Here is a 22,372-nt window from a genome sequence, read left to right as displayed (position 1 = left end):
AACTACTAGAATACTTTAGTCCTAAATTCGCTATTTGTCAACCTACTTGACACATAAGTTAATACGGATATAATTAAGGGAAGCAAGAGGACAAAAGGAGTGACAAAAATGGTTGGGGCTTCCCTTAAACGTTTGTTGGAAAATGATCAATTGGTTGTTGGCATCAGTGAATTAAGTGATATCGTAGGTGTGTCTCCACGTCAATTAAGGTATTGGGAACAAAAGGGATTCATTCGTTCGATCGAAGCTGATGCGAATTGTCCTAGAAAATATCGTTTACCTACAGTCATAAAAGTAGAACTGATCAAAAAATATTTAGATGACGGATTTACTTTGTCAAAAGCTGCAGAAAAGGCAGAAATCCGCCAAAAGAAAATGCACCATGTCCGTAAAGTTTTTTCAAAAGCAATCAAAGATATCGAATTGATCGACGAACGCTATACGATTTTACAAATCGGTAACTTCAAAGAAGAGAATGCTAAGATGTACATCATTCATGACAACGAGACAGACGAATTAACTTACAAGCTCCTTCCTGTCGATGAAAAAGCTGACTACGAACAGCTGTTAAAAGAACTCTAAACGCCACTAATCTCCTAAGTACCAAGCTTTTTAATAAGTAGATGCTACATAAATACTTGAAAAAAGGCCTGTTTGAACATAAGAATATCCGAACGGTGATCTGCGTTTCTTTCATATAGAAAGGAATTCTCCATCACTGTTCGGATATTTTTTTATTTTTTTCGGTTACTTTCTTCTAATACATCTGTTAGCCAATTTGCATATTCTGTTTCCCGATTGATCGCATGCGCTAAAATCAGGTAGTGTCCGTAATTTTCATGTTTTTCTTTTTCAGTAGGAAAGATCGTTTTTTTTCGCTCTAATAGATGAAGTCGTTTTTCTTCATGAAGGTCACGCTGCTGCTGAATAATTTCTACTAATGCCGGATCATTCACGTCTTTGACGAAATACAATTTCAGAACAAATTCGTCTCGATTAACCGGTAGTTCATTGGTGGGTGTATGAATCCACTCTGCCAATTGTTCCTTCCCTTCTTCTGTTAATTCATAAACTTTCTTTTCCAATTTTTCACCTGTGATCTCTACTTGATGCTGAATGATTCCTTGCTCTTCCATTTTTGCAAGTTCAGGATAAATCTGACTATGTTTTGCTTGCCAAAATTCTCCTATTTCATTTTTGAACGATTGATTCAATTCATATCCTGTCATCTTCTTCTTACTTAATAACCCTAACAAAATATATCGAAGTGTATTTTTTCTTGCCATCAGTTTTCCCTCCTTGACAAATCTTTAAATCCATTCTATCATAAATGAGTAATCGAAAACATGTAGTTTATTACATGTTTTAATTTATAAGGAGATGCTTAAACATGAAAGAATTTAAAGAATTGGAAGATTTTATTGGAACTCACTTTATCTATACGTATGATAATGGTTGGGAATATGAATGGTATGCCAAAAATGACCATACTGTTGATTACCGTATCCATGGCGGAATGGTCAAAGGCCGTTGGGTAAAAGACCAAGAAGCTGATATCGTTAAATTGACGGACGGCGTATTCAAAATCACTTGGACAGAGCCAACAGGGACAGACGTGGCATTGGACTTTATGCCAAATGAAAAGAAACTTCACGGAATGATCTTTTTCCCTAAATGGGTTGAAGAACATCCAGAAATCACTGTTACTTTCCAAAACGAACATATCGCAGAAATGGAAGCAGCTCGTGAAAAATATGAAACTTATCCAAAATTACTTGTTCCTGAATTTGCTACTATCACTTATATGGGTGATGCAGGTATAGACAATGAAGATGTTATTAGCGAAGAACCATACGATGGAATGCCAGATGATATCCGTAGCGGAAAATATTTCGATGAAAATTATAAACGAGTAAAATAAGGTTGTGAAAGAGAGGTTGTGAAATCAGCGTTCTGACCTGAGTATTAGAGAAAGAAACGGAAAAATAGTTCCTCATGTTTTGCCGTTTTTTGAGCTAATACCGAGGGTCAGCTGATTGAACACCGTTTAAGAAAGAGGTTGTGACAGAAGTGGTCAGCTTCAAGAAATAAGAAGGAATTTACGGAAATTGCTTCTCAAATTTTTGTAAAATTTCGGCTTATTTCCGAAGAAGCTACTTTTGGAACACCGTGAATCAGAGGTTGTGAAAAAGCTGTTCTGCATCAAGTAATAAGAACAGCCAAATAAAAATAGCTCCTCATATTTTTTGTTTGGTTGGGCTTATTACCGTAGATGCAAGCTTTTGAACACCGTTTATCAAAGATTGTAACAACTGCATATTCACACAGTTAAATTAGTGACTTCAAAATGAAATAATGCTCCCAGCAAAAAATGGCTCTATAATTTATGGGACTGATGAATCAGAATTGATTCTTCAGCCCCATTTTCATTTTAGGTATTAAAAAACATATCGTTCTCTAGTATGATTAAATCACCACAAAATAAACAACTGAGAGGACGATACGCTATATGAATGATTCTATCAAAAAAATGCTGAGAATAACAGAGAAAGATTTGATGATTACAGAGGTCTCTTACGAGACCCTTCAGAAGAAAAAGACGTTGGTCGTCGATGCTGTTCTCTCGCCTACTCCTCGTGCTTGTAGAAGTTGTGGTTCTACTGTGGTAGATGGAAACGGGAAAGCAATTATAGTGAAAAATGGAAAAAAGGAAACGATTGTCCGTTTTGAACAATACAATCATATGCCTTTGGTTATGCGCCTAAAAAAGCAACGCTATACCTGTAAAAACTGTCGCACCCATTGGACGGCTCAAAGTTATTTTGTCCAACCCAGACATTCAATCGCAAATCATGTTAGATATAAAATTGCTTCTTTACTGACTGAAAAAGTATCTTTATCTTTTATTGCGAAAAGCTGTCAGGTATCTTTGACCACCGTTATTCGTACATTGAAAGAGTTTAAAAGCTATTTACCAAAGCAATCTAAGAAGATCCTCCCCAGAGTATTGATGGTTGACGAATTTCGTTCGCATGCTTCCATAGAAGATAAGATGAGCTTTATTTGCGCGGATGGCGAAACAGGAAAATTAATAGATGTTTTGCCTACGCGTAAATTACCTCGATTAACAAGCTATTTCTTAGGTTGTACCAATCCAGAAGAAGTAGAATTCTTGGTGACAGACATGAACGCCGCCTACTTCCAGCTCACCAAACGTGTTCTGCCAAATGCGAAAGTCGTGATTGATCGGTTTCATATTGTCAAACACATGAATCAAGCGTTCAATGAGTTGCGTATCCGTGAAATGAATGAACTTCGTAAAGCCGGACAGAAAAGCCAGGCAGAAAAACTGAAAAAGAACTGGCGCTTTTTGCTAAAAAATCGTGCAAACATCAACCATTATGAATACAAAACATGGAAAAGTTTCCGAGCACCAAAATACCCATTTCTTACTGAAGCAATGATGATTGATCGATTGCTTGAGTTTTCTCCGCCCCTAAAGGAGGCGTATCCCTTTTTTCATGAATTAGTTGAAGCCTTTCGAGACAAAGACCCTGACTTATTTTTCTCCTTATTGGCAGAACTTCCCGAAACGTTAGATGACAGCTTTCGGGAAAAGCTTCAAAACCTTCTGACCTATGAAGAAGGCATCACCAACGCAATGATCTATCCTTATTCCAATGGAAAAATAGAAGCGAAGAATACCCACATAAAGACAATGAAACGAGTATCCTACGGATTTAAATCATTTGAGAACATGAGAATTAGAATCTTTTTGATCAATCAATTAATCAATGTAAGATAACAAAAAATCTGAGCCAGAATGTGGTTCATTCTGACTCAGATTTGATTTTGCACAACTCATCAGTCCTTATTGACAAAGAGCCCAAAAAATTAGGCTGGGAGCATTATTTCGTTATTCTGTTCATCAAAAATCAGCGTTTTGATTCCATTTCATCACAAGTTCCTCCTCATTTACTGCTTCATCTTTTTGCTGTGTTTGAATTGTAAAACCTTGTGAAAGATAGAAATGAATAGCTGATTGATTTTTTTGATAGACTGTCAAAGTCAGTGTTTTATTGGTTTCTTTTATTTTTTTCATTAGTTGCGTACCGATTCTTTGTTGCCGGTATTCCCTTTTCACAAAGATTCCTGCGATAAACTGATCAATCACCCCAGCAAAACCAATAATTTCTTGATCTATTTCTGCTAAGTAAATCACTGCATCTGGTAAAGCTTTCCTAACAGATTCTACTTGATTCTCCCAATAAGTTGATGGAATGAATTCATGAGAATCCAAGTTAGCATGTAGCCAAATCGATAGAACAGATTCCAGTTCTTTGGCAGACAATTTTGTTGTTGTGCGGATCATTTTTTCTCTCCTTACTTATTCATTGATTTTAAAATAAAAACCATTTTTTTGAAGCTCTTTTACAAGTTTTCGCCCCTCAAAAAAGTATATCTTCTCTTGTTTTACTTTTCTAATACCAAAAGAAACAGCAACTTTAGGATCATCAGCTGAAACGATTCGATAAGTCCCACCAGGCAATTGATCCAGCTTGACTTTCCCATGATGGTCGCTTTGTACTGAAAACGGCACACCATTTCTAGTAAGTGTTTTTTTCTTATGTTTCAAAATGAATGAACTACCATTTACCGGTTTCCCTGACGAATCACTAATAATAAATGAAAAATCAAGCACTTTTTTACTTAATCTATACTGATAGATTAGTCGTCCGATAAACACTAACAGTATGACTACAGCTATTATCGTTCCTGCAAGAATAAACCATTGCCGCATGGTTCTTTCCTGATTTCCTTTTCCTTCTTCTTTTTTTACCGATTCGTTATAAGGAATCCGATGTCCTGTCACTAGCAAACGATGCGTGTTGATCATATACGGCGTACATGTAAGCAAGGTAACTAAGTCTTCTCCTTCTGCAATCGTTAGAACAGACGTGTCATCTGGCAGTACCACTTGTATATTTTTAACTTGATAAGCCAATTTCTCTCCCAAAACAGTCAAAATAAACGTGTCTCCGTTTTCTAAACGATCTAATTCGGTAAATAACCGTCGATTAGGTAAACCGCTGTGAGCAGAGATCACTGAATGCGTCGAATTTCCACCAAGCGGGAAAGAGGTTCCTTGCAAGACGCCTGCTCCATTTTCAAGGATCCTACCATTGAGCCGATCATAAAGTGAAATATTTAATTGGATCTTAGGTATATTGATACTTCCGATCAGCCATTCCTCTAATTGGCTGGATGTTGTACTTTCATTTCTGTTCTTTTCATTGAAAGGATCAGTACCAGGATTGAATCCTTGGTCAGTTAATCGTTGGTTTTTCTCCTCCATTTTCTTTCGCTGCACTTCAATTTCAGCTGCGGTCCGTTTTTGTACTTGTTCGATACGTTTTTGATCAATAAAACTATTTAAAGAATCCACATAAAATGGATATAAAGCGATCAGTAACCCTACGACGATACATATTAATAAAAACAAACGAAACAAAAGTCGACGAGACTGTTTTTGCTTACTCTGCTTCACATGTGTCCTCCCTTGCAAGTTTTTTTGTTCTTTCTTTTATTATATGGGTTCAGGAAAAAAATAGAAAATGAAAGCCGATGAGATTGTGAAAAAGCTGTCCTGCATCAAGTAATAAGTACAGCCTCAAAAAATAGCTACTCATATTTTTTGTTGGGTTGGGCTTATTACCGCAGATGCAAGCTTTTGAACACCGTTTAAGGAAGAGGTTGTGAAAACTGCGTTATGCTTTGAGTAATAAGAGTGCTAGTCAGAAAATAGCTTCTCATATTTTCTAGGCTAGTGAGCTTATTACCGAGAAGCAGCTGATTGAACACCATTTAAGGAAGAGGTTGTGAAAACTGTGTTATGTTTTGAGTAATAAGAGCGCTAGTCAGAAAATAGCTTTTTATATTTTCTAGGCTAGTGAGCTTATTACCGAGAAGCAGCTGATTGAACACCGTTTAAGGAAGAGGTTGTGAAAACTGTGTTATGTTTTGAGTAATAAGAGCGCTAGTCAGAAAATAGCTTTTTATATTTTCTAGGCTAGTGAGCTTATTACCGAGAAGCAGCTGATTGAACACCGTTTAAGGAAGAGGTTGTGAAAACTGCGTTATGTTTTGAGTAATAAGAGCGCTAGTCAGAAAATAGCTTTTCATATTTTCTAGGCTAGTGAGCTTATTACCGAGAAGCAGCTGATTGAACACCGTTTACCGAGAGGTCATGAAAAAGCTACTTTGTTTCGAGTATTAAGAAAAATTCTGTTTCAAAACAAGGAGATGCAACAAAACTTATGTCGCATCCTCTCTCCTTAGAACTTTCACTTATGTTTTTCTTGTAAAATTCATAAATATTTTCATGAATTTTCTAATTTCTTGCCTACCTCTCGCATAGGATATATGATGAATTTATCTAAAGTTTGCAAAGGAGTTCGACAATTGAAAAAATATGGCCCATTTTTAGCAATTTTTTTCATTGCTTTGGCATTTCTCATGCCTCATTTATTCACACATAAACTAATTTTGGGTGCTGATGCCCCATTCCATTACAATCGGTTCTATGATGCCGCGCAACAAATTAAATATGGGGATTTCCATTATTTTCCTTCCCTTTATGGATTCCAGCAAAGTGGCAGGATCGTGAATGCCGTTTACGGCCCATTTTTCGCTTATTTACAAGGATTGATCGTGTTGCTTGCAGGTAGCTGGTTTCATTATCAGATTCTTTCAAATTTCATTCTTTATCTTATTTCAGGATTTTCTATGCTGATTTTACTGAGATATGTCAATATTCGAAATTGGGTAAGTGTACCAGTAGCCGTTTTATTCATGAGTACGTATTCTATTCAATACTGGTCTATCAACCAAGGATTCACTAGCTGGGGGACTTGTTTTTATCCTTTATGTATGATCCCTATTGCTGATTTCGTCCTTCATAAAAAGTTTCCTGTTATCAAAGTCGCTGTCTCAGTGGGACTTATGACACAGATCCATTTACTGTCTTCGATCATGTTAGCTTTGATGTATATTCCTTTTTATCTTTATTACTTTTTTAACCAGACTGAAAAAGGAAAAGCACTGCTTCAACTGATTAAGTCGGTCTTGCTTTATTTTGTTCTGACAGCAAATATTTGGGCAGGATTAGCTATTGTTTACAGTGGGAATAAGATTCTTCCTCCCTTTGTTAACAGAGAAATGAGTCAAAAGGCGATAGATCTGGATGGCAGTTATTGGCTCCATTACCCTAAGGCCTTTCCTATATTGATATTATCAGGTTTTTTGCTTTTTATTTTCTTTCAACAAAAGAACACCTTATTCCAAAAAATCGTGTTGTACACAAGTCTTGTTTTCTTTTTTCTTTCTACTAGCTTGATTCCATGGACGACATTGATCGAAAAAAATGTGCCTTTTATTAGTTTGATCCAGTTTCCATTTCGATTTTTCGTGCCATTTACGCTATTGCTTCTACTTTACCTTGCCCTTTCACTGAACCAGTGGTCTGAACAAAAGTGGTTCCGTCTTTTAAGTATATTTGGCATTCTTATTTTTTCAGCACAGACGATCCAGAACTTATACCAGCATCTGGAAAAGTGGGAAAATGAAACATTTGTCAGTCGACATACTTATCTATTCGATACGCCGGAAGAAGCAAGGAAAACATTCTTCAACAAAGATATGTCTACCAGCTTGTTCGTTTTCCAAAAAACCACACCTGACTATCTGCCAATCTATAAGGAGACAAAAGACAATAAATACGACCGGTATAACGAAGAAATACTAGAAAACGAAACAACTTTTATAAAAACACATCCAGGCGGTCTTCTGACAATCAAGTGGAAAAACACTGGGGACAAAACTGTTCATATCCCTGTTATCGTCTACGATCGGACTGTGCTACAGCAAAATGGAAAAACATTGACTGATTATGAAGTAACAGATATCGGGACCCCAATCGTGAAGCAGCAAAAAGGAATCAACGAGCTCACGCTTCATTATCAAACGCCAATCTATTTCTATTTCATTCTTTCTCTTACTTTGATTGGCTGGTTTACCTTGCTATGTTTATTTATTTATCATAGATACAAGCATTTACGTGCTTAGGCAAAAGGGATAAATGCATCCGATCAAAAAACTCTCCAAACGGTATAATCGTTTGGAGAGTTTTATTTTAATCAGTTTTTTTATGTTATATGTTATATTTTTTATTCGTTCACATCTAATTCGATTTCCACCCCGTAGTGATCACTGATGATTGGACTATCGATCCCATCAAAAATCCGTTGATATTTTTTAACCTGCATTCCTTCAGGGACGAAAATAAAATCTATACGCAATTTTTCTGTATTTTGTTCCCAACCATCGATTTTCTTTTCCACAGTAGCTGCTTTTCCTTCTTCATTCGCGACAACATACGAATCTTGAAGAAGAAGGCAACTTTCTCTTACAGTATAATAACCTTGAGAGTCTACTGGATTATTGAAATCACCTAGGAAAAAAAGTGGTACGCGAGTTTCCAAAAAGTAGTTTTCCAAGTTTTTCCACTCAAAATAAAAGCCACTTTTTTTATCTGTCCACCAAGAAAAGTGGCAGCTCGAGACAAAAATGTCCTGATCATCTATCTTTGTTTTCCCAATCAAGATCTTGCGTGTCTGATAATCTTCTTTCTTTTGAGATTGGGAGACGGTAAGGACCTGACTTTCCAATGTTTTTTTCGCAAGCAGTGCATTTCCTTCTTCATATTTATCATAACCGATGTGGCTCATTTCCCAACTCCAAAAATACTCTTTTCCGTGTTCCTTTAAAAGCTGAACTAAACGGTAGGCAAAATTATCTTTACGGATAGGTACTTGATTCTTTACCGGACAGAACTTCATTAGCTTCGCAGGTTCTACTTCTTCAGATTCCAGTAATTGGTTGATTTCTTGTAAAGCAATCACTTCATAATCTTCTAACAGGATCTTATCTGCTAATTCTTGCAATTTTTTCTCTGGTTCTGGCTCAAGCCAGCTATGCGTGTTGAGTGTCATGAATTTCATTGGTTTTCTCCTTGTCTTCATTTCGAAACAAAAGGGTTGTGACAAAATTTTTGTCACAACCTCTCCAGCAAATAGTGTTCTCCTGCTAACTCCTCAGTAATAAGCTCAATGGACCAGGAGCTATTTTTTGTTTGGCTGTTTTTATCACTTGGTGCAGGGCAGCTTTTTCACGACCTCTCCACTAAACAGTATTCAAACTGCTGCTTCTCGGTAATAAGCTCACTAGCCTAGAAAATATGAAAAGCTATTTTCTGACTAGCGCTCTTATTACTCAATGCATAACGCAGTTTTCACAACCTCTTCCTTAAACGGTGTTCAAAAGCTTGCATCTGCGGTAATAAGCCCAACCAAACGAAAAATAGGAGGAGCTATTTTTGTTTGGCTGTTCTTATTACTTGATGCAGGACAGCTTTTTCACAACCTCTCGATAAATGGTGTTCAATCAGCTGACCTTAGGTATTAGTTCAAAAAACGGCAAAATACGAGGAGCTGTTTTTTCGTTTTGTTTCTCTAATACTCAGGTCAGGACAATGATTTCACAACCTCTCCTTACATTTTAATGGAGCCGATCACTTTACCAGCTGTCACTGTACCTAATTGCTTGATCACTACTTCTTCTACTTTATCGTTTGTAAATACGATCATGATCGTTGGATCTTTTTCTTCATTTTGGATCACCTCAAGATCCATCTCAGCTAATTTCGTTCCTGTTCCTACTTCTTGGCCTTCTTTGACAGCAATCTCAAAAGCTGGCTGATTCATTTGGACTGTATCGATACCCATATGGATCAAAACTTCGATACCATCTTTCGTCTCCAGCCCAATTGCATGTTTGCTTGGGAAAATACTTGTCACTTTTCCAGCGATCGGCGCAACAACTTCTCTTGATGTTGGAATAACAGCAAAGCCGTCACCCATCATTTTTTGTGAGAATACCGGATCTTTTACTTCAGATAAAGGAATCACTTCTCCAGAAGCTGCGGAAACTAGTTCTTGTTCTATACCTAAGTATTGCTTACTATCTGCTTGTCTATTTCCTGTAGAAACCATTTCTGGCTCTGGAATCTCTGCTCCTGATTGCAGCAGATCTTCGATATCTGATTTCAAGACATCTGCTTTTGGTCCATAAACTGCTTGGACTCCATTGTCTTTGACGATCAATCCCATCGCCCCTGCTCGTTTCCAGGCTTCTTCAGTCCCTACTTTTTCTCGATCATTTACACTTACGCGTAACCGAGTCATACAAGCATCGACATCTTTGATATTTTCTTTTCCTCCCAGCAAATGAATGATCTGGACCACTTGCTGATCTGCTGTTCCTGTTCCGCTGTTAGATACAACGGTTTCTTCACTGTCATTGTCGTAATTTCCGTTACGTCCCGGTGTAGCAAAGTTGAATTTTTTGATCAAGAAATTTGCTAAGAAATACGTAACAACACCAAAAGCGATCACACACAACACGAAGTTGATAAGATCTCCACCTAAACCCGCTTTGATAGCTAACGGTGTCCGAGTCAGCAATTCGATATTCCCAAATGAATGGACCCGCAATGGCAAGATATCTGCCATCGCAAATGCAGCCCCTTGGATCACTGAATAAATGACATATAATGGCACAGCAGCAAACATAAACATGAACTCCAATGGTTCTGTTACACCTGTTAGAAAGACAGCCAACGCTGCTGAAAAATACATTGATTTATATCTTGCTTTCTTATCAGGATCGACATTACGATACATCGCAAAAGCCATTCCCATCAAGATACCTGAAGAACCAATCATTTGTCCTACTTTGAAACGAGCCGGCGTCCAGTTATGCAACACAAACTCATATTGCGACATATCCCCTGCACCTTTAAGATTCACTAAATCAGTGGCCCAAGCCAACCATAACGGATCTTGCCCAAATACTTGTGTCCCCGCCTGTGCGCCTGATAAAATCTCATACGATCCGCCAAGCTGTGTATAGTTGATAGGAATCGTCAGCATATGATGCAATCCAAATGGCAATAGTAAACGTTCTAATGTTCCAAATAAAAACGGTGCTAGAATCGGTGCGCTTTCTTGTGATTCTGCGATCCATAAACCAAAATTATTGATTCCAGCCTGTACGTTTGGCCACACCACAGCAAGAATCAATGCCACGATTGTTGACCATAAGATAACAACAAACGGAACAAAGCGCTTTCCATTGAAAAATGACAAAGCATCCGGCAATTTTCTATAATTATAGTACTTATTATAAGCCATTGCCCCGACAAATCCAGCGATGATCCCTACGAATACTCCCATATTCAAAGCTGGTGCTTCCAATACACTTGTAAAAAATCCTTTAACCATGATCTTCGTACCGAACAGAGTGTGGGTAAATGCATCTTCATTCGCAAGCATGTCACTTGTGACACCAAAGATAGCCCCAGTGATCCGATTGATCAAAATAAATGAGATCCCAGCTGCAAATGCTCCGCCTGCTCTTTCTTTTGCCCAACTTCCTCCTATTGCTAAAGCAAATAAAATATGAAGATTACCAATAATTGCCCAACCAATATTTTCAATTACTCCGCCTGTTGTGACAAGCGGCGTCCAATCAGGATTGATCAAGGGAATTGATTTCCCTATACTGATCATCAACCCAGCTGCCGGCATAACTGCTACCACAACCATTAAAGCCTTTCCAAATTTTTGCCAAAACTCAAAACTAAATATCTTTTTCATTCCGTTTAGCTCCTTTACGCAATCGGTTTCGTTAAACGTATTATAGCGTGCGTTTTCTTTTTTGTAAATGCTTTATTTTTTATTTTTCTGTCTATACCATTCTAGAAAACCTATAATGCGTGTGTTCCCTTCTATAATTTTCTCCTAAAAATTTATTTTTTTATGCTTTTTTCTATGAAATATTTTCTTTTGTCTATTGACTTGTGCAATCGGTTGCGTTTATTATGAACGTATAAAACAGCTCATTAGGAGGAGAAAAATGAAACAGATCAAACGACTATTTGCTATTGATCCATGGAAAATCAGCACGACACAATTAGATAAAAAAAATCTTCGACTGCAAGAATCTTTAACAAGTATTGGAAACGGTTATATGGGGATGCGCGGGAACTTTGAAGAAACTTACTCAGGGGACCACCATCAAGGTACTTATTTGGCGGGTGTCTGGTATCCCGATAAGACACGTGTCGGCTGGTGGAAAAATGGTTATCCAGAATACTTTGGAAAAGTGATCAACGCCTTGAACTTTATCGCGATAGATATTTCGATCAACGATCAGCTGATCGACTTGGCTTCTTTGGAACCAGAAGACTTTTACTGGGAATTAGATATGAAAAATGGTGTATTATCTCGTACATTCACAATCACTACTTCTACTAATAAAGTACGCATTTCCTTCGAACGTTTTCTGAGCATTGTCAAAAAAGAATCAGCTTATATCTATTTAACTATAGAAATGCTTGAAGGTAGCGGAACAGTCAAACTCGTATCAAAATTGGATGGAAATGTTCAAAACGAAGACAGCAACTATGATGAACATTTTTGGAATGAGATTGATCGTGGAACTATAGAAGAAATCGGCTATTTGACGACTAAAACTATTCCAAACAACTTTGGGATTGAACAATTTACTGTTACTGCAGCAATGCGCCATTTCGTTAATGGAAAATCAGTCATCCCTGACTATCACGAAGATACTTTAGCATTACATGGTTGCTTGTCTGCGGAATTATCTCAAGGTGAGACATGGTCAGTGGAAAAAGAAATTATCGTTCTTACTAGTAGAGATATTCCAGAAGCGCAGCAAGCAGAAAAAGCTGTCTCAGAATTAACGAACCAGACAAACAATTATATCCAAGCAAAAGAAGAGCAAACAGCGGCTTGGGCAGAACGATGGAAGCTTGCCGATGTGGTCATCGAAGGAGACGAAGAAGCACAACAAGGTATTCGATTCAATTTGTTCCAACTATTCTCTACTTACTACGGCGAAGATGAACGATTGAATATCGGCCCCAAAGGATTCACAGGAGAAAAATACGGCGGAGCCACTTACTGGGATACAGAAGCGTATGCTGTCCCTCTTTATCTTGCTTTAGCCAAACCTGAAGTAACTAAGAATCTGCTGAAATATCGGCATAATCAACTGCCGCAAGCAATCCACAACGCTCAGCAACAAGGATTAAAAGGCGCGCTTTATCCTATGGTCACCTTCGCTGGTGTCGAATGCCATAACGAGTGGGAAATCACATTCGAGGAGATTCACCGAAATGGCGCGATTGCCTATGCAATCTACAATTATACGAATTACACCGGCGATACGGAATATTTGAAAAATGAAGGACTGGAAGTTTTAGCAGAAATAGCACGCTTCTGGGCAGACCGTGTCCATTTTTCAAAACGAGCAAATAAATACATGATCCACGGTGTGACCGGCCCAAACGAATATGAGAACAATATCAATAACAATTGGTATACAAATACGATCGCAGCTTGGGTCTTGCGTTACACGCGAGAAAATTATTTAACTTATCAAAAAGAAGCTACTATCACTATCAGCGAAGAAGAACTAGCCAAATGGAAAGATATCGCAGAGAACATGTACTTCCCAGTTGACGAAGAATTAGGAATCTTTGTCCAGCATGACACATTCTTAGATAAAGATCTCATGCCTGTATCCGATATTCCCACAAGCGATCTTCCTCTAAATCAGCATTGGTCTTGGGACAAAATCCTTAGATCTTGCTTCATCAAGCAGGCAGACGTACTACAGGGGATTTATTTCTTCAATGATACTTTTACAAAAGAAGAAAAACAAAAAAACTTTGATTTCTATGAACCAATGACTGTCCATGAGTCTTCCCTTTCGCCAAGTATCCATTCGATTTTAGCAGCAGAATTAGGAATGGAAAGCAAAGCTGTAGAAATGTACCAGCGAACAGCTCGCTTGGATTTGGATAATTACAATAACGACACAGAAGACGGCTTGCACATCACTTCCATGACTGGTAGCTGGTTGTCGATTGTCCAAGGATTTGCTCAAATGAAAACTGCCCATGATCAGTTGAGATTCGCACCATTTCTGCCAAAAACTTGGAAAGCTTATTCTTTCCATATCAATTATCGCGGACGTTTATTGTTCATCTCAGTCACAGATGAACAAGTTACTTTCGAGTTATTAGAAGGTTCTCCTCTAGAAATTTACGTCTATGAACAGTCTTATTCTTTAGCGGATCGTCTAGAAATAACGCTAAGAAAGGAGGAAGCAAATGTTTAAAGGGGTATTGTTTGATTTAGACGGTGTCATTACCGATACTGCTGAATTCCATTATCGTGCTTGGCGAAAGCTTGGTCAGGAAATCGGCATTACGATCGATCGTACATTCAACGAACAGCTAAAAGGCGTCAGCCGAGAAGACTCACTCTCTTTGCTTTTAGCTCATGGCGGAAAAGAACACTCTTTTTCAAAGGAAGAATTTGCAGAATTAGCGAAAAGAAAAAACGATTATTATTTAGAGATGATCCAGACGATCGAACCAAAAGATGTCTTCCCCGGAGTCGTGCCTTTACTAGATTCTTTAAAAGAAGAAAAAATCAAGATTGCTCTTGCTTCTGCAAGTAAAAACGGGCCTTTCCTACTTGAAAAAATGGGTCTTACACCTTACTTTGATGCTATTGCCGACCCGGCAGAAGCAACAAACGGAAAACCTGCGCCAGATATCTTCCTCCTTGCAGCAAAAGCTGTCGGACTAAAAGCAGAAGAATGTATCGGGATCGAAGACGCGCAAGCCGGTATCCAAGCCATCCTCTCAAGTGGCGCTCAACCAATTGGCGTGGGACGTGCTGAAGACCTTGGAGAGGAGATCCCGCTTGTCCCTGATACGACTTTTCTTACGATCGATTACTTGAAAGAAAAGTGGCATGACCATGGATAATCCAGAAATCTCCGTCGTACCAGTTCCAGAGACTGAAATAAAGAAAATCACATTGAAGAACGACTACTTAGAAGTCGTTCTTCTCAATTACGGTGCCCGCCTGCACCAAATCTTCGCACCAGACAAAGAAGGAAAATCAGAAAATGTTTTATTGTCTTACGATCGTTTCGAAGATGTTCTAACAGACAAAAGCTTTTTTGGAGCAACTGTCGGACCTGTAGCCGGAAGGATCCGGGATGCTTCTTGGGGTGAGCATAGATTGGAGAAAAACTGCGGATCACACCATATCCACGGTGGCACGAAAGGCTGGTCTTTCCAATTTTGGGAAGTAGAAGTTTTCAAAACTCCATCATCAATAGGTGTGGTCTTTTACTTAAAAGATGAATTTTCTACCTATCCAGGACCAATCACTGCTACGATCACTTACCGTTTAACAAAAAACGAATTAGAGATGACAACCTCTGCTAGTAGCCTTGTTGAAACCATCTGCAATCCGACCAACCATGCCTACTTCAACCTTTCAGGAAATGGAACAAGAGACATCTATGAACATCAGTTAACGGTCTTTTTAGATGGTGTGCTTGAATTAGATCAAGAAAAACTGCCTACTGGAAATTGGACAAAAAAAGAAGAACTGCCAATCGACTTTAGAAAATCCCCAACACTGCAAGAGATCCTTGCATGTTATCCAGATGGACTAGATGATGTATTTCTTTTGCATCATCCTAGGCTTTCCAAAACTTCCTTACAATTATTCGAGAAGCATTCTGGTCGCAAAATGACTATAGCAACTTCTAATAAAAGTATGGTATTATTTTCTACGACTGGATTCGAAGCTGATTTCTCTGTCAATGGAAAACAGATGCATTCAAACTACGGATTAGCAATCGAACCGCAAGAAATCCCTGATATCGTTCATTTCCCCAAATTTGGATCGATCAACCTCCATCCTGGTCAAGAACGGATCAGTCAGACGATTTATCGGTTCTCTGCACAATAACAAGAGAAAGGTGTTTTTATCATGGCTATTACCGTAAAAGATGTGGCGAAAAAAGCCGGTGTTGCCACCTCGACCGTCTCTCGTGTCATCAACGATCATCCTAGTATTTCCGAGACAACAAAGAAGAAAGTCCGAAAAATTATGGATGAACTAGGTTATGTTCCTAACATGACTGCCCGCAATCTAGGAAAACGCATTTCCAGTGCCATCGGCGTAATCTTACCCCCTCTTGATTCAAAAGAGCGGATCGGTAACCCATTTTATCTTGAGATCATGGAAGCAATCAACGAAGAAGCGCGGAATTATGATATGACTACAGCAATCGCTACTGCTAAAAATTTTGAATTGCTGTTAGAGAACGTCCAGCGTATGCATTTACAAAAACAAGTAGATGGTTTTATTCTAGTGTATTCAGATAGTCAAGATCCTGTCATTGATTATTTATACCAAAACCACATCCCTTTCACTTTGATCGGACAGCCTTATCATCATGAGAACGAAATCGTTTATGTAGATAATGATAACCAGCTTCTAGGTAAACAAGCAACAGAATTTTTGATCCAGAATGGACATAAGAATATCCTGTTTGTGACAAACACGACTCATGAAAGTTTGTATTTCGAACGATATTTCGGTTATCAAAAAGCAATGATGATGGCTGGTCTTCCTGCGTTATCCAGTGTAGTACTAGAGCATCCGGAAGATTATCTGTCCTTTGAGAAAACGTTGAAAGAAAACGAAGCCACAGCATTGGTGGTCATTGACGATATCTTCGCCCTTCGCACGATGCAGTTGGCGCAAATGTACGGCTATGTCATTCCAGAGACACTCTCCGTCATTAGCTTCAACAACTCGATCTTCTCAACATTAACACACCCTTACCTTACAAGTATCGATATCGATATCTCCGAATTAGGACGTGTCGCTATGCAAAAGCTGCGCGAATTGATCCATGAAGAATTGAGCAGTGGCGTACGTTTGGTCATCCCTCATCGCTTGATCAAAAGAGAGACAGTCGTTCCTTTAGAAAACCCATACTAAATAGCTGACTCACTAAATACGCTGACCATTTATCCTATGGTCAGCTTTTTATGTAAAAGAAGATACTACTTCTAACACATTGTTTATCTGTAAAAAAGAGCGTGGGACAAAAGTAAAGAACACTTTTGTCTCACGCTCTAAACACGTATAAACGGCGGAAGCAGAAGCAACTCCTTCGGAAATAAGCTGAAATTCACAAAAATTTAAAAAGCAATTTTCTTGAGTTTCTTCTTATTTCTTGGAGTTAAACGCTTCTGTCCCAGCCTCTTTTTTCCTTCCTTCAATTTTTTACACGTCGACGATTCAATAAAAAACCGCCTAATATTGTAAAGACAGGTGCAAGAATCGAGAAAAAGGCGAATGGCAAGTAATGCAACGCGCTAACTTTCATCGTTCCCATAATGAATGTGCCGCTGACTCCCCACGGTACGAGAGAATTGACGGTCGCACCTGAATCCGCTAGTGTTCGTGTCAAATAGGTTTTTGATAAGCCAACGTCATCAAAAGAACGCTTGAATGTTTCTCCTGGAAGAATGATGGACAGATACTGTTCTCCAACGATCAGATTGATTCCGATACAGCTCAAGGCAGTAAACCCGACTAAACGAGAAGGTCGGTCCATCTTTTCTTTTAATTCTTGAACGATGGTATCAACGATCAGATATTTGATCAGTAACCCACCTAATGCCAATGCAAGTAAAATCAAACTAGCAGAACCTAACATACTCATGATCCCGCCTCGAGAAAGCAGTTCATCTAGCTTTGGATCAGGTGTATTTGCGACATAACCATTCATCAAGATGTCTGCTGCTTTTCCGACCGTCAAACTTTTCTCATGGATAAAAGAAAGAACGAGAGCAGCTGTCGATCCCGCTAGTAATGTAGGGATAGCCGGAATCTTTTTGATTGCCCCCCCAAATAAAATAACTAGTGGAATCAATGTCCAAGGAGAGATCCAAAAGCTCGCTTTCATGTTTTGGATCATTTCATTGATACTAGCTAGATCGGCTGAATGACTGTTATGTCCTAATATCGTATAAAAAATCAACGAAAGGACGAATGCTGGGAAATCCGTATAACGCATACCAGCGATATGTTCGAATAGATTAACTCCTCCAATACCCGCTGCCAAGTTGGTCGTATCTGATAAAGGCGAGCAGTTATTCCCTAAAAAGGCACCGGAAACGACTGCGCCTGTAGTCATTGCATCATTGAATCCAAGTAAATGACCGATCCCCAAAAAAGCAATTCCAATCGTCGAAATCGTTGTAAATGAACTGCCGACAGTCACTCCGACAATTGCACAAACAAGAAATGCTGTCGGTAAAAAGAAACGCACAGAAACAAGTTTAAATCCATAAACCATAATCGTAGGGATGGTTCCAGATAAAATCCATGAAGCAACTAAGACACCAATCAAAAGAAAAATCAGGATTGGAATGATCCCTGGAGTGATTCCTTTGATGATTCCGTCATGGATCTCATCCCATGTGAACTTTTTAAATCTGCCATAAAACAACAAACACATGAAAGCTGCAAGGATCGGGATATGTGGCGAGAGCTGGAATCCGATGATCAGTACTCCTAGGAGTGCCAACAACACGATCAATACAGCGATACTTTCTTTTAAAGAAATATTTTTATTCATCGTCGATCTCCTATTTCAAATGAAAAGGCCCTGCCATGAAAAAACTATTCACTTGGCAGGACCTCCTACTAAATCAGCGACAAAACGTCGGCTGAAAGACTTATTTTTTTATTTTTCTTCTAAACTTTTTTCTACCTCAATCCCCCAAGAATCTTTCTTGAAGTGATTGATGATCAATGGAATAACGAACATGACCACTGTGATAGCTGCTACTAATAATGCATCACTCAATGTCGCTGTACCTAATGTAGCAAATACGACAACGATGATAGAGAAGATCAGCATGCAGCTGACTACCCAAGCTAATCCGTTTCCGTTTTTACCAATTCGGTAAGGACGTTCGAATTCTGGATGTTTCTTACGCATTTTAAGCAATGAAACAGCAATCAAAATGTACACGATACAATAAATAACAGTTGTAGCATTTGTAAGTGTCAAGAATACAGCACTTACGTCATCCATTACACCATAAAGCAAAGCAAATAATGAAATAACGATTGATTGTGTTAGAACGACATTTCTAGATACGCCGTATTTGTTTTCTTTATGGAATCCGAATTTTGGTGGAAGGAATCCTTCACGAGCTACTTGGATGATTGTTTTTGATGGTCCAGTAACCCAAGCTGATAATTGTAAAAGCACACCAATAAATACCATGAAGCTGAAGATATTTCCGATCACTTCTGGTAAGCCTAGGATTTGACAGTCAATCAAGATAGGCTGCGTGATATTTGCTAATTCCATTTTTCCATCTGGTACGACATTTGCTACAAGCATCGCATTGATGACATTCAATAAAACTAATCCGATCAAAGCGATAAATACGCCTTTTGTATAATTTTTTGTTGCGTCTTTCAAACGAGGCATGTAAACAGAACTCATTTCGATCCCAACAAAAATAAATGTGATACCAGCTAAGTATTTCAATGAATCAATATGTTCCAAGTCAGGGAAAGCTTTTGACCATGAAAAGTCACCTAGATAGCCGTTTGAGACTAGTCCGACTTTGAAGGCTGCCAAAACACCTAAAACGAACATGATGACTACTGGGATATATACCCCTAGCCATACACCGATGTTCCCGCCGACTTTTGCCATATCGAATTTCAAGTTCAAGATCGTGATGATCCAGTAGATAACTAAAATACAACCTAAAACGAACCAGTGATTATTGCCAAGTTCTACATTACCAAATGTGTTTCCTAACAATGGTCCTAAAGTAGAAGCGACCATTACCATACCTGGGAACATTTGCACCCATAATAGCCATGCAACGACAAATCCCCATTTGCTGCCCAGTGCTGTTTTTACCCATAACTGAGGACCGCCTTCTTGAGGAAGCATCGTTGAAAGCTCACCGGAAACCATTGATATCGGACCGGCAAAAAACAAAACTGCAAAAATTGAATAAAAAATCAATGTCCAACCGACTGCGGCTAACGTAGGAATACTCCGAACCGTTGCACACAGTGCCATTGTCAGACCGATAAAGGTCCCAAGACCCATTTTACTTACTTCAGATTTACTCACCGTTGACACTCTCCTTGATTTTTTGGATAAAATAACGATGTCTTTGAAGTAGTTTCAGCAATAAACGAAACAATTCAGCGAATATTTGAGGGGATTCTTTGAGTCTATTGCTTGAAGGGTTTCTTCAAAGACAACCTCAAAACAAAGGGATCGAAGAGCTTAGGTCTCCCCTTGCTCTTCAGATCCAAACATGCGTCAGAAACAGTTAGTATTCAAGCTGTTTTCTAACATGATTACCTTGCTTATTTTGCTTCGCTTGCCAATAATTGGTCTGCGTAGATTTTTTCCAATTTTTCTTGAAGAGCTGCTTTGATTTTTTCAGCATATTCTTCAAAGTGTTCTTCTTTGTTCATGTATGGTGTCATTACGCTGGCACGCAATACAGTTACTTTTCCGGCACGGTTCCATTCTTCATCTGTGAATCCTAGTTGGTTCACAAATTGTAATGGGCTGTTGCCATAGTCTGGGATAGCAAAGTCAGTATGTGAAGTTAAGAACTCATTACCGTAAATGCTTCCTTTCACGTATGAAGAATAATCATATACGTCATGGTTCAATTTATTCATTGCAACTAAGTCATCGTTGCCTTTTTCTTTGAATACGTAGTCTACCATATTGAAATCTGGATAAGTTAATGGATGAACTTCGATTTCTTTGTCTCCTACTTTAAATGACAAGTCATTCAAGAAGTTGTAGAAACGATGTGCACCTTCGATTGATGCACCCATTAATTTACCATATCCTGTGACATTCAAAGGTAAGACATGGTGTGCTGCCCAAACGCTGGCTGCTGTTGCCCCTGCTTTTGAACCTTCCAAGATATAAGCCCCAAGTAATGCTGGGATATCTGCGCCTTTTTCAAATACATATGTCGCAAAGTAAGAGATAACGTCTCTCATGCGGATATCTTTGATGACGATACCACCGGCAGAATATGGAACATAGCCCATTTTATGTGGGTCAATCGTTACAGATTCTGCTTCTTCGATTGCTTTATATGCACTGTGTACTTCTTCTAAGATATAATCTTTGTTTTCTGTAAAGACATTGTATTTGTAATGAACATCTTTTAAATCTTCAAATGGAATGAAGTTGTTGTCTTCGTCTAAGAAAATCGCACGGCCGTATCCGCCATAAGCAGCATCTACGTGTAAGTAGAAGTAAATACCGTCTTTTTCTAATACGCGACGCAATGCAACGATTTTATCGATACCGTCGATTGCTCCTTCTTCTGTTGATCCTACAACACCGACTACACCTAGGATTGGTGTTTTTTCAGCTGCTAGACCACGAACGATTTTTTCAAGTTCGTTGATGTCCATGCGATAGTTGTGGTCAACTGGCACTGGAATCACTTGGTCTAAACCGATACCGATGATGTCGGCAGCTTTTAGCCATGAATAGTGTTTAGTTTGTGGAACCAACCATTTTCCTAATTTTTCTAAATGTTTTCCGCTACGTGCTGAGTGAGCTTTGATTTCGTCGATTTTTTCTGGGACGCTGTCTAACAGATTCATGATTTCTTCTGTTGACAAGTTCATTAATTCCCAATCGCTTTTTCCAGCAACTAGTTCAGGTGTCACTTCTTTCATTGCAAGCGGCAATGATTTGATGTTGCGGGCATACCAAAGTCCTTCTAAGTTTGCTAAAGAACCATCAGCAACGATGTGGCCCCAGCCATCTTTATAGCTCATTAATTTTGCAAATTCCATTCCTACTTCTTCTTCCATTTGGCTTGTTGCAGGAGAAGATTCATAGGCAACGTTATTACCATTCCATAGCATAGCAAAATTGTACGCTAGTAAAGATGGCATCAATGTTTCAGAGTTCATATGACCCCAGTAACGTCCGGCATTATGCCAAGGAACGGAATGGGTACGCATCCGCGCTGAAATTTCTGATAGAACATCCTTTGTTTTATTCACAGTGTGTTCAAAACTAGCACTGCTTTTTTCTTCTGGCGTAATAATAGGCATGTCTTGAGGCATGTAGTTTTGACGCCAGCCTAAATGTTCATCCACCAATTCATTCAACAAAGCTTTATAGATTTGGCCGTTCTCAGCTTTGTCCCCAATGAATAGGGCATTTAGGTTTAGATCTTTCGACAATGATTCACTCATAGTGAAACCCTCCTAAAAAAATATTTAAATTTTGTCGAGCCCTACAT

Annotated in this window: 16 protein-coding genes; 8 read left to right on the top strand and 8 right to left on the bottom strand. The window is 38.7% G+C overall.

All coding sequences use genetic code 11. From position 1 onward, the window contains the following. Nucleotides 1–108: 108 nt before the first annotated feature. Nucleotides 109–582 carry a MerR family transcriptional regulator gene (locus tag ACIFUW_RS01755; RefSeq protein ID WP_002286344.1) on the top strand — a complete coding sequence of 158 codons (474 nt, stop codon included), beginning with the start codon at nt 109–111 and terminating at the stop codon, nt 580–582. A gap of 152 nt (nt 583–734) precedes the next feature. Here ACIFUW_RS01755 and ACIFUW_RS01750 read toward each other — a convergent pair whose 3' ends face one another. Beyond that, nucleotides 735–1,286 (bottom strand): PadR family transcriptional regulator, encoded by a 552-nt coding sequence (locus ACIFUW_RS01750; RefSeq protein ID WP_002286354.1) that lies wholly within the window; start codon nt 1,284–1,286, stop codon nt 735–737. 104 nt (nt 1,287–1,390) lie between these two features. Between ACIFUW_RS01750 and ACIFUW_RS01745 the strand changes: the two genes are divergently transcribed. Together ACIFUW_RS01745 and ACIFUW_RS01740 are read left to right on the top strand one after the other, a co-directional pair. Next, nucleotides 1,391–1,921 (top strand): phenolic acid decarboxylase, encoded by a 531-nt coding sequence (locus ACIFUW_RS01745; protein WP_002286355.1) that lies wholly within the window; start codon nt 1,391–1,393, stop codon nt 1,919–1,921. 588 nt (nt 1,922–2,509) lie between these two features. After that, the gene (locus tag ACIFUW_RS01740) at nt 2,510–3,805 is read left to right on the top strand and encodes an ISL3-like element ISEfa11 family transposase (protein ID WP_002297218.1); all 1,296 of its coding nucleotides are present in this window, start codon (nt 2,510–2,512) and stop codon (nt 3,803–3,805) included. Between the two features lie 123 nt (nt 3,806–3,928). Here ACIFUW_RS01740 and ACIFUW_RS01735 read toward each other — a convergent pair whose 3' ends face one another. Beyond that, on the bottom strand, nt 3,929–4,372 hold the full coding sequence (locus ACIFUW_RS01735) for a GNAT family N-acetyltransferase (protein ID WP_002286361.1): 444 nt from the start codon (nt 4,370–4,372) through the stop codon (nt 3,929–3,931). A gap of 15 nt (nt 4,373–4,387) precedes the next feature. After that, nucleotides 4,388–5,548, bottom strand: a complete 1,161-nt coding sequence (locus ACIFUW_RS01730) for a class C sortase (protein WP_002307920.1) — start codon at nt 5,546–5,548, stop codon at nt 4,388–4,390. 875 nt (nt 5,549–6,423) lie between these two features. On the opposite strand from ACIFUW_RS01730, the gene ACIFUW_RS01725 reads away from it, so the two are divergent. Then, a complete protein-coding gene (locus ACIFUW_RS01725; RefSeq protein WP_002321520.1) occupies nt 6,424–8,124 on the top strand; it encodes a hypothetical protein in 1,701 nt (566 codons plus the stop codon). Nucleotides 8,125–8,225: 101 nt separating this feature from the next. Here ACIFUW_RS01725 and ACIFUW_RS01720 read toward each other — a convergent pair whose 3' ends face one another. Both ACIFUW_RS01720 and ACIFUW_RS01715 read right to left on the bottom strand, forming a co-directional pair. Further along, nucleotides 8,226–9,059, bottom strand: a complete 834-nt coding sequence (locus tag ACIFUW_RS01720) for an endonuclease/exonuclease/phosphatase family protein (protein WP_002302075.1) — start codon at nt 9,057–9,059, stop codon at nt 8,226–8,228. Between the two features lie 549 nt (nt 9,060–9,608). Continuing rightward, nucleotides 9,609–11,774, bottom strand: coding sequence for a PTS transporter subunit IIBC (locus ACIFUW_RS01715; RefSeq protein ID WP_002301609.1), 2,166 nt, complete (start codon nt 11,772–11,774; stop codon nt 9,609–9,611). 259 nt (nt 11,775–12,033) lie between these two features. Between ACIFUW_RS01715 and ACIFUW_RS01710 the strand changes: the two genes are divergently transcribed. Genes ACIFUW_RS01710 through ACIFUW_RS01695 form a run of 4 tightly spaced genes read left to right on the top strand, consistent with a single transcriptional unit; the run spans nt 12,034 to nt 17,027 of the window. Continuing rightward, nucleotides 12,034–14,328 carry a glycoside hydrolase family 65 protein gene (locus ACIFUW_RS01710; RefSeq protein WP_085811457.1) on the top strand — a complete coding sequence of 765 codons (2,295 nt, stop codon included), beginning with the start codon at nt 12,034–12,036 and terminating at the stop codon, nt 14,326–14,328. Further along, the gene (gene pgmB, locus ACIFUW_RS01705; RefSeq protein ID WP_002301607.1) at nt 14,321–14,986 is read left to right on the top strand and encodes a beta-phosphoglucomutase; all 666 of its coding nucleotides are present in this window, start codon (nt 14,321–14,323) and stop codon (nt 14,984–14,986) included. Before ACIFUW_RS01710 ends, pgmB begins: the two co-directional genes overlap by 8 nt. Continuing rightward, nucleotides 14,979–15,986: an aldose epimerase family protein gene (locus ACIFUW_RS01700; protein WP_002301606.1), complete on the top strand. Its 1,008-nt coding sequence runs from the start codon at nt 14,979–14,981 to the stop codon at nt 15,984–15,986. Before pgmB ends, ACIFUW_RS01700 begins: the two co-directional genes overlap by 8 nt. A gap of 21 nt (nt 15,987–16,007) precedes the next feature. Continuing rightward, nucleotides 16,008–17,027, top strand: a complete 1,020-nt coding sequence (locus ACIFUW_RS01695; RefSeq protein ID WP_002294628.1) for a LacI family DNA-binding transcriptional regulator — start codon at nt 16,008–16,010, stop codon at nt 17,025–17,027. Nucleotides 17,028–17,307: 280 nt separating this feature from the next. On the opposite strand, the gene nhaC is transcribed toward ACIFUW_RS01695, so the two are convergent. The 3 genes from nhaC to tdc all read right to left on the bottom strand — a co-directional run bounded on the left by nhaC (nt 17,308) and on the right by tdc (nt 22,325). Next, nucleotides 17,308–18,675 (bottom strand): Na+/H+ antiporter NhaC, encoded by a 1,368-nt coding sequence (gene nhaC / locus ACIFUW_RS01690; RefSeq protein WP_002286385.1) that lies wholly within the window; start codon nt 18,673–18,675, stop codon nt 17,308–17,310. Between the two features lie 108 nt (nt 18,676–18,783). Next, a complete protein-coding gene (tyrP, locus tag ACIFUW_RS01685) occupies nt 18,784–20,181 on the bottom strand; it encodes a tyrosine-tyramine antiporter (RefSeq protein ID WP_002316652.1) in 1,398 nt (465 codons plus the stop codon). Between the two features lie 266 nt (nt 20,182–20,447). Next, complete coding sequence (gene tdc, locus ACIFUW_RS01680; protein ID WP_002301604.1) at nt 20,448–22,325, bottom strand: tyrosine decarboxylase; 1,878 nt, start codon at nt 22,323–22,325, stop codon at nt 20,448–20,450. Nucleotides 22,326–22,372: the final 47 nt, after the last annotated feature.

It is taken from the genome of Enterococcus sp. PLH-Efm8, from assembly GCF_053011625.1.
Note: the sequence above shows the minus strand (reverse complement) of the source record. Positions and strands in the feature narration are given on the sequence as shown.